The organism is Pyxidicoccus fallax (genome assembly GCF_012933655.1).
In the GTDB taxonomy this organism is placed as follows: Bacteria; Myxococcota; Myxococcia; order Myxococcales; family Myxococcaceae; genus Myxococcus; species Myxococcus fallax.
This window is the reverse complement of record NZ_JABBJJ010000268.1, coordinates 1-17,133: the sequence shown is the minus strand read 5'-3', so window position 1 is coordinate 17,133 and position 17,133 is coordinate 1. Positions and strand designations below refer to the sequence as shown.

2 protein-coding genes are annotated in these 17,133 nt (G+C 73.1%); both read left to right on the top strand.

What is annotated here, in order from left to right:
• The first annotated feature begins 470 nt into the window (after positions 1-470).
• Positions 471-12,104 (top strand): non-ribosomal peptide synthetase, encoded by an 11,634-nt coding sequence (locus HG543_RS38850; protein ID WP_281404514.1) that lies wholly within the window; start codon positions 471-473, stop codon positions 12,102-12,104.
• The coding region (locus tag HG543_RS38845; RefSeq protein ID WP_169349970.1) for a type I polyketide synthase at positions 12,097-17,133 on the top strand (5,037 nt) is incomplete at its 3' end. The genes HG543_RS38850 and HG543_RS38845, both read left to right, overlap by 8 nt.

Here is a 17,133-nt window from a genome sequence, read left to right as displayed (position 1 = left end):
CCACCCGCCCAGGCCCGTCCTCGACAGCACGAAGGCCACGAGCACGCCGAGGACGCCATACACCGGGACGCGAATGAGCCCCGACAGGCGGAAGAGGGTGAGCGCGTTGGGCGGGAGCCGTTCGAGCGCGAGGGGCGCGGCGTCTCGCGGGTCCTGGCTACCTCGATTCATCGGGTCTGCGGCCAAGGGGACGTCCTCACGGGTCACGCGGTCCGGCTCCGGTCTTTGATACATTCGCGTCCCCTGTAACCAGCCTGAGAGCTACAGCCGGCACCACGGCCCTGGTGACCCGCGCATCCGCCGAGGATACGCGTGCTCGCGCGGTTCGTCTCGATCGCCAGATCCGGATTGCCGGCGTTCGCAGCCTATCTTGCGCGCCGCGCACCACCGACGATATCCAGGGCCCCCCCTCTTCGGCGAACATGGCACCTTTCTCCGCGCGAACCCCCCCGGCTGCGACCCTCCTGGAGTTGCTTGAAACCCGCGCTCGTACGCTCGGAGAGCAACCCCTCTACACCTTCCTGGAAGACGGCGGCGACGACACCGTCCTGAGCTACGCGGGACTGGACCTGCGGGCGCGGCGCATCGGCGCGGCGCTCCAGTCGCTGGCGAAGGCGGGGGAGCGCGCCGTGCTCCTCTACCCGCCGGGCTTGGAGTACGTCGCGGGCTTCTTCGGCTGCCTGTACGCCGGGCTGATAGCCGTGCCCGCGTACCCTCCGGATCCCACACGGCTGGACCGGACGCTGCCGCGGCTGCGCGCCATCATCCGGGATGCCCGCGCGAGCGTCGTGCTCACCACCGCCTTCATCCAGGAGATGGGGGAGGGGCTCTTCGAGGGCGCGCCGGAGCTGGCGTCGCTGCGCTGGGTGGCCACGGACGCGCTCGCCGAGGGAACGGAGTCGGGCTGGCTGCGGCCGGATCCACGCGGGGACACGTTCGCGTTCCTCCAGTACACGTCCGGCTCCACGGGTGATCCGAAGGGCGTGAGGCTGAGCCACGGCAACCTGTTGCACAACCTGGGGCTCATCTCGCACGCGTTCCAGGTGCGCGACGACAGCGTGGGCGTCATCTGGCTGCCGCCGTATCACGACATGGGCCTCATCGGCGGCATCCTCCAGCCGCTGTACGCGGGCTTCCCGGTGGCGCTCCTGTCGCCGCTCGCGTTCCTCCGGCGCCCGCGCTTCTGGCTGGAGTCGCTCACGCGCTTCGGCGGCACCATCAGCGGTGGCCCGTGCTTCGCCTTCGACCTGTGCGTGCGCAAGGTGCCTCCCGCTGAGCGCGAGGGCCTGGACCTGCGCCGCTGGGAGCTGGCCTTCTGCGGCGCGGAGCCCATCCGTCCGGAGGTGATGACGCGCTTCGTGGAGGCCTTCGCTCCCAACGGCTTCAAGGCCGGTGCGCTCTATCCGTGCTACGGGCTCGCGGAAGGGACGCTGATCGCCTCGGGAGGGCGCAAGGGCGAGGGCGTGCTCACGCGGAGCTGGGACGCGGCGGCGCTGGAGCGCAACGAGGCCGTGGAGGCTCGCGAGGCCGGAAGTGCGCGGCCGCTCGTGGGCTGCGGCGGGACGATGCCGGATCAGACGCTGTTCGTCGTGGATCCGGACACGCGGCGCCCTTGCCCGCCGGAGCGGGTGGGGGAGATCTGGGTCTCCGGGCCGAGCGTGGCCCACGGCTACTGGGAGCGTCCCGAGGAGAGCGAGGCCACCTTCGGCGCGACGCTGGAAGGCGACGCGAGCGGCCAGCGCTTCCTGCGCACGGGGGACCTGGGCCTGATGCGCGACGGTGAGCTGTTCGTCGTGGGCCGGCGCAAGGACCTCATCATCCTGCGCGGGCGCAACCTGCATCCGCAGGACCTGGAGCTGACGCTGGAGCGCAGCCACCCCGCGCTGCGGCCGGGCTGCGGCGCGGCGTTCTCCATCGAGGTGGACGGCCAGGAGCGGCTCGCCGTCATGTACGAGGTGGATCCGCGCAAGGCGTGGACGCCCGAAGAGGTCGTGGCCGCCACGCGCCGGGGCCTGTCCGAGACGCACGAGGTGCAGCTGCACACGCTCGTGCTCATCGAGCCGGGTGCCCTGCCCAAGACGTCCAGCGGCAAGATTCAGCGCCGCGCGTGCCGGGCGGAGCTGCTCGCCGGTACGGCCCGGGCGCTCCTCACCTGGAGCGAGGCGGACGCGGGTGTGCCGGAAGCCGCGGAGACGCCGGGCGAAGCGGTGGCTCCGTCGACGCCGTCCACCGTCGAGGAGCTGGAGACGTGGCTGCTGGCGCGCATCGCCAGCCGGCTCCGCGTCCGTGCGGAGACGCTGGCGCGGGACGTGCCCATCACGTCCTTCGGGCTGGACTCACTGGGCGCCGTCGAGCTGGCGAACGACATCGAGGCCCTGGGCACCGTCCTAAGGATGGAGGTCCTGCTCCAGGGTCCCTCCGTGGCCGAGCTGGCGCGCAAGGTCTTCGAGGCGCGAGGTGAAGCGGCGCTTCCGGAGCTGGTCGCCAGCAAGGACAGTACGGACGAGGATGCGCCGCGGCCGGCTCCGCTCACCGCCGCGCAGCAGCGGCTGTGGCTCTTCGAGCAGCTCGAGCGAGGCAATCCCGCGTACCACCTGCCCGCCGCGGTGCGGCTCACCGGGAAGCTGGATGAATCGGCGCTGCAGGCCGCGTTCGCCGTGCTCCAGAGACGGCACGCGGCCCTGAGGGCGATGTTCAGCGAGGAGGACGGCACGCCGTCGCAGATTTCCGGGCTGGGGGGCTCCCCCTGGCTGCCGCGGGTGGACCTTCGCTCGGTTCCGGCGGCCGAGCGCGAGGAAGCGGCGCTCCGGCTGGCGAGGGAGGAGGCTCGCGCGCCCTTCGACCTCACGAAGGGGGAGGTCCTCCGGAAGAAGCTCATCCAGCTCGATGACCAGGAACACCTGCTCGTGGTGGTGATGCACCACATCGCGTCGGATGGAGGCTCGTTCGCCATCCTCGCGCGTGAGCTGAGCGCGCTCTACGCCGCCTTCGCGGCGGGGAAGGAGGGCACGCTGCCGGGCCTGCCCTTCCAGTATCCCGACGTCGTGCGCTGGCGCAGCGCACGTGACGAGGAAGCCGCGCGCTCCCCCGCGATGGATTGGTGGAAGCAGAGGCTCGCGGGAGTCCCCGCCGCCCTGGAGCTTCCGACGGACCATCCGCGCCCGCCCATGCCGTCCTACCGCGGCGGACGCATCTCGCTGCACATCCCGGAGCCCCTCACCGCGCGCCTGGAGGCGCTCGGCCGAGGCGAGGGCGCCACGCTCTTCATGACGCTGCTGGCCGCCTTCCAGGTGCTGCTGGCGCGGCACTCGGGCCAGGAAGACCTCTGCATCGGTACTCCCGTCAACGGGCGAGACCGGGCCGGGCTGGAGGGGTTGATCGGCAACTTCCTCGACCTGCTCGTCCTCCGTGGGGACCTCGCGGGTTCCCCTCGCTTCCGGGAGCTGCTGGGCCGGACGCGCGAGCTGACGCTCGAGGCCTTCGCCCACCGCGGCGTTCCCTTCGAGCGGGTGGTGGATGCCGTGCAGACCGCGAGGGACCGCTCCCGCGCGCCCTTGTTCCAGGTGCTGTTCGTGCTCCAGCCCGAGCCTGGGGCGGAGCTGGCGCTGCCCGGTCTGGAGTCGCGCCGCGTGGCGCTGGACCCCGGTGCCACGCCCTACGATTTGACCCTGTCCCTCGCGCGCGGCGCGAACGGGCTGGAGGGTTGGCTCGAGTACGCCTCGGACCTCTTCGAGCAGGCCACCGCCGCCCGGCTGGTGCAGCGGTTCCAGGTGCTGCTGGATGCCGTGGTCTCGGCCCCGGAGACGCGCATCTCCGCGCTCTCGTTGCTTCCGGAGCCCGAGCGGCGCCAGGTGCTGGTGGATTGGAACGCCACGCGCACGGAGTATCCGGACGCGTGCATCCACACGCTCATCGAGGCCCAGGCCGCGCGCGAGCCCGATGCGGTGGCCGTGCGCTGCGGCGACGTGGCGCTCACGTGGCGTGAGCTGGACCGGCGGGCCAACGCACTGGCGTGGCGGCTGCGCGCGCAGGGCGTGGGACCAGAGCGCGTGGTCGGTTTCTGCGCGGACCGCTCGGTGGACCTCGTCGTGGGACTGCTGGGCATCCTCAAGGCCGGCGGCGCGTACCTGCCGCTGGACCCCGCGTACCCGGAGGAGCGGCTCGCCCTCATGCTGGAGGACGCGGCGGCGCCCGTGGTGCTCGCGCACCGCCATCTGGCGCCGACGTTCCAGTCCAGCGGGCGCGCCGTGGTGCTGCTGGATCCACCGGCCGGACCCGAGCTGGCGGACTCCGTGCCCGCGTGCGGCGTGGGCCCGGACAACCTCGCGTACGTCCTCTACACGTCCGGCTCCACCGGCCGCCCCAAGGGCGTGCTGATTCCGCACCGCAATGTCGTCAGCTTCTTCGCGGGCATGGACGCGCGCATCGGCGCCACGCCGGGCACGTGGCTCGCGGTGACGAGCGTGTCCTTCGACATCTCCGTGCTGGAGCTGCTCTGGACGCTGGCGCGTGGCTTCAAGGTCATCGTGCACGGCGAGAAGGGCGCCGTGGCCGCGGAGTCGATTCCCGCGCGCATCCGTGAGCACGGCGTCACCCACCTGCAGGGAACGCCCTCCCTGGCCCAGGCGCTGCTGCTGGAGCCCGATGCCCGGGGTGCGCTCGCGGGCCTGCGGCGGATGCTGGTGGGCGGCGAGGCGCTCCCGGCGGAGCTGGCCGCGCGGCTGCGGGACACCGTGGGCGGCGAGCTCCTCAACATGTACGGCCCCACGGAGACCACCATCTGGTCCTCCACGCACCGCGTGGGCGCGGAGCCCGGGCCGGTTCCCATCGGCACGCCCATCGCCAACACGTCGCTGTACGTCCTGGACGCGGAGCTGCGCCCCGTGCCGCTCGGCGTGCCCGGCGAGCTGTTCATCGGTGGCGTGGGCGTCGCTCGCGGCTACCACGCGCGGCCGGAGCTGACGGCCGAGCGCTTCCAGCCGGACCCGTACAGTGATGTCCCCGGTGCGCGCATGTACCGGACGGGAGACCGCGCGCGCTGGCGGGCGGACGGCACGGTGGAGTTCCTGGGCCGCGTGGACCACCAGCTCAAGATCCGCGGCTTCCGCGTGGAGCCCGGGGAGATTGAAGCCGCGCTGGCGAGAGAGCCGGGCGTCGGTCAGGTCGTGGTGGTGGCGCGGGCGGACGTTCCCGGCGGCGCACGGCTGGTGGCGTACGTCGTGCCCCGGCCCGGCGCCGCGCTGTCCGAGGAGTCGCTGCGCGCCTTCGCGCGACGGGCGCTCCCCGAGCACATGGTGCCTTCGACCATCGTGCTGCTCGACGCGCTCCCACTGACGCCCAATGGCAAGGTGGACCGCAAGGCGCTCCCCGCACCGGAGGGCGTGCGGGCCGCGGAACGCGAGTACGTCGCGCCGAGGACGGAGACCGAGAGCCGTCTGGCGGAGCTGTGGTCGTCGCTGCTGGGCGTGAAGCAGGTGGGCGTGGAGGATGACTTCTTCGCGCTGGGCGGCGACTCCATCCTCGCGCTGAGGGTCATCGCCCGGGCACGTCAGGCGGGACTCCACCTGACGGCGCGACAGCTCTTCCAGCACCCGACGGTGGCCGGGCTGGCCCAGGTGCTCGGGAGCGGTGAGACCCCGGTGGTGCTGGCCCCGGTCAGCGCGGATGCGGGGGGCACGACGGCTACCGCCGAGACGCGCTACCCGCTGTCGCCCCTCCAGCAGGGCCTGTTGTTCCAGGTGCTGCTGGAGCCAGGGACGGAGGCGTACTTCGAGCAGGTGAGCTGGACGCTCGGCGGACCGCTCGACGTGAGCGCGCTGCGCGGAGCGTGGGCCGCGGTCCTGGACCGCCATCCCGCGCTCCGTACGTCCTTCCTGTGGGAAGGATTGGAAGCGCCGCTCCAGGTGGTGCACGCCCAGGTCGTGCTGCCCTGGGACGAGCAGGACTGGCGGCCTTCCTCCGTGGACGAGCAGCGCCGCCGGTTGGAGGACTTCCTGCGCGAGGACCGCGCGCGGGGCTTCGACCTCACGCGGGCGCCGCCGATGCGGCTGACGCTCTTGCGCCTGGAGGAGGGGAGCTGGCGGTGCGTGTGGAGCTTCCACCACCTGCTGCTGGACGGCTGGAGCATCGCGCGAGTGCTGAGCGAGGTGCTGGAGGCGTACGGCGTGCTCGCGAGCGGCGGGACGTGGCGGCCCTCCGCCGCCATGGATTTCCGCGCGTACATCGAGTGGCTGAAGCACCGCCGCCCCGAGCAGGACGCGTCCTTCTGGCGCGACCAGCTCGCGGGAATCGACGCGCCCACGCCGCTGCCCGCGGAGGGTGGCACCCCGGCCTCGCGTGACACGGGCGAGTGCGAGGTGTCCCTGGACGAGGCGGGCACCTCGGCGCTCCAGGACTTCGCTCGGCGCCACGGCCTGACGCCGAGCACGCTGGTGCACGGCGCGTGGGCCCTGCTGCTGTCGCGGTATGGCGGCGGCGAGGACGTCGTCTTCGGGACGACGCTCTCGGGCCGCCCGGCGGAGCTGCCCGGCATCGACGAGGCGGTGGGCCTGTTCATCCACTCGCTGCCCGTGCGCGCGCGGGTGCGCTCCACGGCGAAGCTCGTGCCGTGGCTGCGCGAGCTGCACGCGGGGTTGATGGAGCTGAGCCAGCGCGAGCACGTCCCGCTCCCCCTGTTGCAGGGATGGAGCGAGGTGCCCCGGGGCGCGCCGCTCTTCGAGAGCCTGCTCGCGTTCGAGAACTACCCGCTGGACGCCGCGCTCACCCGGGGCGCGGCCGGGCTGGAGGTGCGCGACGTCCACGTCTTCGAGCGCACGCACTATCCGCTGACCGCCGTGGCCCTGCCGGGCCGCGCGCTCCGGCTGCGATTGCAGTACCGCCTGGAGCGCCTCCAGCCCGAGGCCGCCGCGAGGCTGCTGGAGCACTGGCGGGCCGTGCTGCGGGAGATGATCGCCGCGCCGGAGCGGCGGCTCGGTGACCTGTCGCTTCTGGCGGATGCCGAGCGCCAACGCGTGCTGGTGGAGTGGAACGCCACGCATACCGCGTACCCGCGCGAGGCCACCGTGCACGCGCTGTTCGAGGCGTGGGCCCGGCGGACGCCCGAGGCCGTCGCGTTGTCCTTCGGTGGCAACACGCTCACCTACGCGGAGCTGGACGCGCGGGCGAACCGGCTGGCGCACCGGCTCCGGGCGCTCGGGGCGGGACGGGGCTCCACCGTGGGCCTCTGCGTGGAGCGCTCCGTGGACCTCGTCGTGGGGATGGTGGCCATCCTCAAGGCGGGAGCGGCCTACGTGCCGCTGGACCCGGCATACCCGCGCGAGCGGCTGGCGTGGATGCTCGCGGACGCGGGCGCGCCGGTGCTGCTCACCCAGGAGCGGCTGCGCGGCGCGCTGCCCGTGGACGGCGTGCGGGTGCTGGCGCTGGACGGGGAGGGCGCGCTCGAAGGAATGCCGGCCACGGCGCCGGATTCCGGAGCGGGCGCCGAGGACGCGGCCTACGTCATCTACACCTCCGGCTCCACCGGCACACCCAAGGGCGTCTGCGTTCCCCACCGCGCCGTGGTCCGGCTGGTGGTGGACACGAACTACGTCCGGCTGACGCCCGAGGACCGCATCGCGCAGGCGTCCAATGCCTCGTTCGACGCGGCCACGTTCGAGATCTGGGGCGCGCTGCTCAACGGCGCGCGGCTGGTGGGCGTGGACCGGGAGACGGCGCTCGTCCCGAGCGCGTTCGCCGGGTGGCTGCGGGAGCAGGGCATCAGCACGATGTTCCTCACCACGACGTGGTTCAACCAGGTCGCGGCCGAAGTCCCGGACGCCTTCCGTGCAATGCGACAGCTCCTCGTCGGAGGCGAGGCGCTGGAGCCGAAGCCGGTGCGGCAGGTCCTGCGTGAGGGCCCGCCGGAGCGCCTGCTCAACGGCTACGGCCCCACGGAGAGCACCACCTTCTCCACGTGGCACCACGTCCGCGAGGTGCCGGAAGGGGCGACGACCATCCCCATCGGCCGGCCGTTGGCGAACACGGAACAGTACGTGCTCGACGAGGACCTCCATCCGGTGCCGCCGGGTGGCATCGGCGAGCTGTGGCTCGGGGGCGATGGCCTGGCGTGGGGCTACCTCGGCCGGCCGGAGCTGACCGCGCAGCGCTTCGTTCCGCATCCGTTCTCCCGCGTCCCCGGTGCCCGCCTGTACCGCACGGGCGACCGGGTCCGGCTGCTGCCGGACGGCGTGGTGACGTTCGTCGCGCGCATGGACACGCAGGTGAAGGTGCGTGGCTTCCGTGTCGAACCCGGCGAGGTCGAGGCCGCGCTGCTCGGGCACCCGTCGGTGCGGCAGGCCGTCGTGCTCGCGCGCGAGGACGCCATGGGCGGAGCGCGGCGCCTCGTGGCGTACGTGGTTCCTTCCGGGGAGGAGGCCGCGCGTCCGACGCCGGCCGCCCTCCGCGAGTTCCTCACCGAGCACCTGCCCGCGTACATGGTGCCCTCCGCCTTCATGGTGCTGGAGCGGCTGCCGCTGACGCCCAACGGCAAGCTGGACCGGCGCGCGCTGCCGGAGCCCACCCGCTCCGAGTTCTCGGAGGAGACGTCCTCCGGCTCCACCGCGCCGCGCGGACCGGAGGAGGAGCTGGTCGCCGGACTGTTCGAGGAACTGCTCGGCGTCTCACGTGTCGGCGCGTACGACAGCTTCTTCGACCTGGGAGGGCACTCGCTGCTGGCCACGCGGGTCGTCGCTCGCATCCAGGCCACGTTCGGCGTGTCCCTGTCGCTGCGGGACCTCTTCGAGGACCCCACGGTGGGACGGCTGGCCGAGCGCATCCGCGCGGCCCGTCAGGCGGACGGAGCCGCGCGCCCGCCGCCCATCGTCCCCGTGCCCCGGGGAGGCCCGCTGCCGCTGTCCGCGATGCAGGAGCGGCTGTGGCTGCTGGAGCAGCTCCAGCCGGGCACGGCGCTCTACAACGTCGTCTGGGCGGCGTGGCTGGAGGGGCCGCTCGACGTGCCCGCGTTCGAGCGCGCACTGGCCGCGCTGTTCCGCCGTCACGAATCGCCGAGGACCACGTTCGCGAGCCACGCCGGCGAGCCGGTGCAGGTCATCCACCCGGAGGTGACGGTCTCCCTGCCGGTGGTGGACCTGCTCAACGTGGCCGAGGCGGAGCGCGAGGCGGAGGCCCTGCGCGCCGCCACCGCCGAGGCCCGCCGGCCGTTCTCCCTGTCCGATGGGTCGCTCTTCCGCTCGCTGCTGCTTCGCACGGGTGAGACGAAGCACCTGCTCGTCCTGACGCTGCACCACATCATCTCCGACGGCTGGTCCCTGGGCGTCGTCACCCGCGAGCTGGCCGCGCTGTACGGGGCGGAGCTGCACGGGCGGCCGTCGCCGCTGCCGGAGCCCACGCTCCAGCCGGCGGACCATGCCGTGTGGCAGCGCGAGTGGCTGAAGGGCGAGGCGCTGGAGGCGCAGCTGCGCTACTGGCGCAAGCAGCTCGCGGGGGCACCGCCCGTCCTGGAGGTGCCCACGGACTTCCCGCGCCCCAGCCTCCAGCGCTTCCGCGGGGACACCGTCCGCGTCCACCTGCCCGCCGACCTGTACGAGCGCTTCCGCGTCCTCTGCCGCCGCGAGGGCGTCACGCCCTTCATGGGCCTGCTCGCCGCGTTCCAGCTCCTGCTGTCCCGCGTGTCCGGGCAGGAGGACGTGTGCGTGGGCTCGCCCATCGCCGGCCGCCAGCAGCCCGGCCTGGAAGACCTCATCGGCTTCTTCGTCAACACGCTGGTGCTGCGCACGCGGCTGGGCGGCAACCCCACCTTCCGCGAGCTGCTCCACCGCGTGCGCGCGACGACGCTGGAGGCCTACGCCCACCAGGACGTGCCCTTCGAGAAGCTCGTGGAGGCCCTGCAGCCGCCGCGCAGCCTGAGCCACGCGCCGCTGGTGCAGGTGGTGCTGGCGCTGAACGAGGGCGCGAAGTGGGACGCCCCCGAGGGGCTCGCCATGCGCCCGGTGGACCTGGCCTCCGGCACCGCGAAGTTCGACCTCACCCTGTCGCTCTTCGACTCCGGGGACGGGCTCTCCGGGACGCTGGAGTACGACGCGGACCTCTTCACGCCGGCCACGGCTTCGCGGTTGATGACGCAGCTGCGCGTGTTGCTGGAGGGCGCGGTGGCGGACGCTGGCCAGCGCGTGGGCGACCTGCCGATGATGGACGCGGCGGAGCGCCAGCGCCTGCTGGTGGAGTGGAACGACACCACGGCCGCGTACCCGCGCGAGGCCTGCCTCGCCGAGCTGTTCGAGGCCCAGGCCGCGCGGACACCCGACGCGGTGGCGGCCGAGTGTGGCGAGGCCCGGCTCACGTACGGCGAGCTGGACCGGCGCGCGAACCAGCTCGCGTGGTACCTGCGCGGACGTGGCGTGGGACCGGGTACACCGGTGGGCCTGTGCGTGCAGCGCTCGCTGGAGCTGGTGGTGGGGATGCTCGGCATCCTCAAGGCGGGAGGCGCGTACGTGCCGCTGGACTCCACGTACCCGCGCGAGCGCCTGGCCTTCATGGTGGAGGACACGCGCCTGTCCGTGGTGCTGGCGCAGCGGTCCGTGCTGGAGCTGCTGCCCTCCGGGAGCGCCACGGTGGTGCTGCTCGACGAGGCGTGGAGCGAGGTGGCCCGTGAGCCGGAGACGTCTCCCGGCATCCGGGTGCCGGCGGAGTCGCTGGCGTACGTCATGTACACCTCGGGCTCCACGGGGCGTCCGAAGGGCGTGTGCGTTCCGCAGCGCGCGGTGGCGCGGCTCGTCCTCGGCAGCCGCTACGCCCGGTTCGGACCGGAGGAGGTATTCCTCCAGCTCGCGCCCATCTGCTTCGACGCCGCCACCTTCGAGCTGTGGGGCGCGCTGCTGCACGGCTCGCGGCTGGTCCTCTTCCCGCCGACGACGCCCACGGTGGACTCGCTGAAGGACGTGCTGGTCCACCACGGCGTGACGACGCTGTGGCTGACGGCCGCGCTCTTCGAGGCCATCTCCGCCGCCCGGCCGGACGCGCTGGACGGCGTGCGCCAGGTCCTGGCCGGCGGTGACGTGCTGCCTCCGGCGGTGGTGCGCGAGCGGCTCGCGCGCGGCGGCATCCTCGTCAACGGCTACGGGCCCACGGAGAGCACCACCTTCGCCTGCTGCCATGTGATGGAGGGCTCGCTCGCCGACGGGCCGGTGCCCATCGGTCGTCCCATCGCCAACACGCGCGTGTACGTGGTGGACCGCGGCCTGCGGCTGGTGCCCCCGGGCGTGCCGGGCGAGCTGCTCATCGGCGGCGACGGGCTCGCGTGGGGTTACCTCGGGCGGCCGGAGCTGACGGCGGAGCGGTTCGTCCCGGATGCCTTCGGTCCGGAAGAGGGCGGACGGCTGTACCGCACCGGCGATCAGGTCCGCTACCGCGAGGACGGGACGCTGGAGTTCCTCGGCCGCATGGACGCGCAGGTGAAGGTGCGCGGCTACCGCGTGGAGCCGGGTGAGGTGGAGGAGGCGCTCCGCAAGCACCCGGCGGTGGCCGAGGCGGTGGTGGTGGCGAAGCCGGACCCCGCCGGTGGCAAGCGGCTGGTGGCCTATGCCGTCCCAAGACAGGGCGAGACGCTGGAGCCCCGCGCGCTGCGGACGTTCCTGGCGGAGTCGCTGCCGGAGTTCATGGTGCCGTCGGCGTTGGTGCCGCTGACGGCGCTACCGCTGACGCCCGTGGGCAAGCTGGACCGGGCGGCGCTGCCGGAGCCGGACGTGGCGCGGCCGGCGGGAAGCACGTTCGCGGAGCCCACCACGGCGCTGGAGCGCCAGCTGGCGGAGCTGTGGGCGAAGGTGCTGGGCGTGGAGCGGGTTGGGGTGGAGGACCATTTCTTCGCGGACCTGGGCGGTAGCTCCATGTCCGTGGTCAAGGCGTGCGCGCTGCTCCGGGACGAGCTGAAGCGGGAGGTCCCGGCGACGCGCTTCTTCGAACATCCGACGGTCCGCGCCTTCGCCATGTCCCTGGAAGGGGATGGCGAGACGGCGGACGCACGGGACAACGAGGCCCACGTGGATCGCGCCCAGCAGCGGCGGCAGGCGATTCGCCGGCAGGGCAGACGGGGGAACCAGGGCAATGGCTGAGATCGACGACATGCAGAGCGACGACACCGGGAACGACATCGCGATCATCGGCATGGCGGGGCGCTTCCCCGGCGCCACGACGCTGGAGGAGTTCTGGGGCAACCTCCGCGCGGGCACGGAGTCCATCTCGACGTGGCCCGAGGCGGAGACGGAGCGCTCGCCGCTCATCCCCGAGGAGCTGTGGAAGCACCCGCGCTTCATCCGCGCTGGCGGCATCCTCGAGAACGCGGACCGCTTCGACCACGACTTCTTCGACGTCCCCCTGCGCGAGGCGCAGTGGATGGACCCGCAGCAGCGCGCCTTCCTCCAGTGCGCCTGGGCGGCGCTGGAGGACGCGGCGTATGACCCCGCGCGCTACAAGGGCCGCATCTCGCTCTACGCGGGCGCCGGTTCCAGCGGGCACCTGCTGTCGCTGCTGAGCGAGGCGCGCAAGGACGCGGGCGCGGGGCTGGACCTGGCCACCGCCGGTCCGGAGAGCCTGGCGATGAAGGCGTCCTTCAAGCTCCAGCTCCGGGGCGAGAGCGTCGCCGTCTACACCGCGTGCTCCACGAGCCTCGTGGCCATCCACATGGCCTGCCAGAGCCTGCTCACGCGGCAGTCCGACATCGCGCTCGCGGGTGGCGTGCGCATCGCCAGTCCCCAGAAGACGGGCTACCTGTACCAGGAAGGGCTCATCTACTCGCCGGACGGCCACTGCCGCGCCTTCGACGCGAAGGCCGCGGGCACCGTGGCCGGCAACGGTGTGGGCGTGGTGGTGCTCAAGCCGCTGGCGGACGCGCTGCGCGACGGCGACCACATCCGCGCCGTCATCAAGGGCTCCGCGGTCAACAACGACGGCCAGCAGAAGGTCGGCTACACCGCGCCCAGCATCGAGGGGCAGGCGGAGGTCATCGCCGACGCGCTGGCGTACGCGGGGCTCGGGGGCGATGACATCGACTACATCGAGGCCCACGGCACCGGCACGTCGCTGGGCGACCCCATCGAAATCGCCGCGCTGACCCGCGCCTTCCGCAAGACGACGGAGCGCAAGGGCGACTGCGCCATCGGCTCGCTCAAGACGAACCTGGGCCACCTGGACGCGGCGGCCGGCGTGGCCGGACTCATCAAGGTGGTGCTGTCGCTGGAGAACCAGGAGCTGCCTCCGAGCCTCCACTTCGAGCGCCCCAACCCGGAGATCGATTTCGACAAGAGCCCCTTCTTCGTCAACACCACCCTGCGCTCGTGGAAGCGCGGTGAGGCGCCGCGCCGTGCGGGCATCAGCTCCTTCGGCATTGGCGGCACCAACGCGCACGTGGTGGTCGAAGAGGCGCCCGCGGTGGCGGCGGAGCAGCGGAAGGCCCGGCCGCAGCAGCTCGTGACGCTGTCCGCGCGCACGCCGTCGGCCCTGGAGGCCATGGCGCAGCGGCTGGCGTCGCATGTGGAGGGCACCCCGTCGCTCTCGCTGGAGGACGTGGCCTTCACGCACAACGTCGGACGCCGCGCCTTCGAGCACCGGCGCGCCGTGGTGGCCTCCAGCCGGTCCGAGCTGGTGGAGCGGCTGCGCGAGCACGCCGACGTGGAGGCCGGCCGCAACCGCCGCGTCGCCTTCCTCTTCCCGGGCCAGGGCGCGCAAGCGGTGGCCATGGGCCGCGAGCTGTACGAGGCCGAGCCCGGGTTCCGCAAGGACGTGGACGCCGCGCTGGCCCGGCTGGAGCCGTCCCTGAAGGCGGAGGTGCGCCTGCTCCTGCTGGCGACGTCGGCGGAGGAAGAGGCCGCCGCCCGGAAGCTGACGGACCCGCGCGTGGCGCTGCCCGCGCTCTTCATCGTCGAGCACTCGCTGGCGCGGCTCTGGATGTCGTGGGGCCTCAAGCCCCAGGCGCTGCTGGGGCACAGCTACGGCGAGTACGCGGCGGCCTGCATCGCGGGCGTGCTGTCGCCGGAGGACGGACTCCGGCTCGCGGTGGTGCGCGGCGCGTTGATGTCGCGGATGCCTCCGGGGGCAATGCTCGCGGTGGGCCTCAAGGAGGAGGAACTCCTTCCGCTTCTCGGGGAGGGAATCTCGCTGGCGGCGGTGAACGGCCCCGGGCGGTGTGTCGTCTCGGGCCCCGTGGAGGCCATCGCCCGATTGGAGGGTGAGCTCTCCGCCAAGGGCGTGGGCGTGGTGCGGCTGCCCGCCGCGCACGCGTTCCACTCCAGCGCGGTGGAGCCGCTGATGCCGGACCTGGCGCGCGCCGTGTCCGCGCTGCGCCTCAAGAAGCCGGAGCTGCCCTACGTGTCCAGCCTCACCGGCACGTGGATTCGCCCCGAGGAGGCCACCGACCCCGCGTACTGGGCCCGGCAGATGCGCCAGCCGGTCCGCTTCGCCGCGGGCCTGGAGGTGCTCATCGGCGACGGCTGCAGCGTCCTGCTGGAGGTGGGGCCGGGAACGGACCTCACCGCGCAGGGCCGCTACCACTCGCGGAAGGACAAGCGGCTGCTCGCCGTTCCGTCGCTGCGCCGCCGTCGTACGGACGGTGACTACCCCGGCCTGCTCCAGACGCTGGGCGACCTGTGGTGCGCGGGCGTGGACGTGGCGTGGGAGAAGTTCCACGGCGCCGACTCCGGTCGCCGTGTCCCGCTGCCGACGTACCCGTTCGAGGAGAAGCCCTGCCGGCTGGAGCACCAGCCGCTTCCGGTGTTGCCGCGCGTGACGCCCGCCGCCGAGGCGAAGCCCGCCGTGGCCGCCATGGCCGAGTCGCTCTCGGCCGCTGTGGTGCCCGTGCCGCCCACTTCCGTGGGGGACATCCAGCAGCGGGTGATGGACATCTGGCGCGAGCGCCTGGGGCCGGTGGAGATTGGCCTCAACGACGACTTCCTGGAGCTGGGCGGCAACTCGCTGATGGCGGCGCAGATGCTGACCCGCCTGCGCGAGACGTTCGCCGTGCAGCTCCCGCTGAGCGCGCTGTTCGAGGCGCCCACCGTGGCGGGCATCTCCGCGCGCATCGAGGCGATGCTCCAGTCGGCCTTCCCGGCGGAGGGCGCGGCGGCGCAGGAGGTGATGTACCGCATCGACCGCGCGGGCGAGCAGCCCCTGTCCGTGGTGCAGGAGCGCGTCTGGCGGATGGAGCAGCTCGACCCGGGCAACCCGTCCCTCAACATGCCCCTGGCGGTGCGGCTCAAGGGCGCGCTGGACGTGGAGGTGCTGGAGCGGAGCGTCAACGAGGTCATCCGCCGGCACGAGATGCTGCGCGCCACGTACACCGTGGAAGAAGGGCGCGTGCGGCAGCACTTCGCGGCCGAGGTTCGCATCACCGTTCCGGTGGCGGACCTGCGCGAGCACGCGGGTGACCGCGAGGCGGAGGCGCTGCGGCTCGCACTGGACGAGGCGGTGTTGCCGTTCTCGCTGGAGAAGGGCCCCATCGTCCGCGCCCGCCTGCTGCGGCTGGCGGAGGCGGACCACCTGATGCTCCTGACGGTGCACCACATCGCCGCGGACACGCTGTCGCTGGTGGCGTTCTTCCGCGAGATGGCGGTGAACTACCAGGCCTTCAAGGAAGGCCGCCCGGCGCCGCTGCCGGAGCTGCCCGTGCAGTACGTGGACGCGGCGGCCTGGGAGCGCCGCTCGCTGGCGGGAGGCGCGCTCGCACACCAGGAGGCGTACTGGCGCGACGTGCTGGCGGAGCTGCCGCCCTCGCTGGAGCTGCCGTCGGACCGGCCGCGAGGCGTGGACTCGCACCTGCGCGGGGCGCGCTTCCCCATGGCGTTCTCGCGAGAGCTGAGCGCCGCGCTGTACGCGTTCAGCCACAAGGAGGGCGTGACGCCCTTCATGACGCTGCTGGCCGCGCTCACCTCGCTGCTGGTGCGCTACTCGGGCCGCGAGGACATCGTGGTGGGCACGCCCGTGGGCAACCGCGCTCGGGGCGAGCTGGAGCCGCTCATCGGCTTCGTGGCCCACGCCATGGCGCTGCGCACGGACGCGTCAGGCGACCCGTCGTTCCGCGAGCTGGTGGCCCGCGCGCGTGAGACGACCATCGGCGCGTCCAGCCACCAGGACGTGCCCTTCGAGCACCTGCTGCCCATCGTGGCCCCCGGGAGGGACCCGGCGCGCTCGCGTGTCGCCGATGCCGCCCTCGTGCTGCACGGGCGCGATGCCGCGGTGACTCCGACGGTGCCGGGGCTGGAGCTGAAGCTGGTCGAGGTGCCGGGTACGCCGGCGCAGTTCGGTGCGACGCTGGGCGAGCTGACGCTCCTGCTGCACGAGAGCCAGAGCGGCATCTTCCACGGCTTCATCGAGTACGCCACGGAGCTCTACGACGAGGCGCGCATCGTGCGGCTCGCGGGGCACCTGGAGACGCTGCTCGGCGCGGCGCTCGCGGACCCGGAGCTTCGGGTGTCGCGGCTGCCGCTGGCGACACCGGCCGAGCGTGAGCTGCTGGCGCGGGCGGGCGCGCATCTCTCCGCGCCCGGATTGGCGCGAGTGGAGGCGCGGGCGTCCGCACCTGGACACGCTCGGGTGGTTGAGCACGCGTCCGCGCCCGGACTGCTGGAGCGGCTCGCGGCCCGCGTGGACCGCACGCCGGACGCCGTGGCGATCAGCGCGGGTGCGCGCCGGCTGACCTGGCGTGAGCTCGCGGCTCGGGCTCGGGGACTGGCGGCCCGGCTGCGCAAGGAGGGCGTGGGGCACGAAGTCCCCGTGGCCCTGCGCCTGGAGCCCTCGGTTGAATCCGTCATCGCGCTCTGGGGCGTGCTGGAGGCCGGTGGCGCGTGCCTGCCCGTCTCGCGCGGCGAGGTGCTGGACCTGAACTCGCTGCTCCCGGCCAACGGGCCCCGGCTGTTGCTCGTGGCCCGGTCCGGAGATGTCTCCCAGGTCTCCGCCGGCATTCGCGTCCTGCCCGTGGAAGGCGGGGCCGCGGACTCCGGTGAGGTGACCGCGGGCCCCGTGCCCGCCGAGCGGCTGGCCTTCGTCGTGCCCGCGCCCGAGGCGCTGGGTGGACACGGCCGCGTCATGTTGACCCACCGCAACGTCGCGCACCTGCTGTCCTCGCTGGATGCGCGGGTGGGGGCGGGGGAG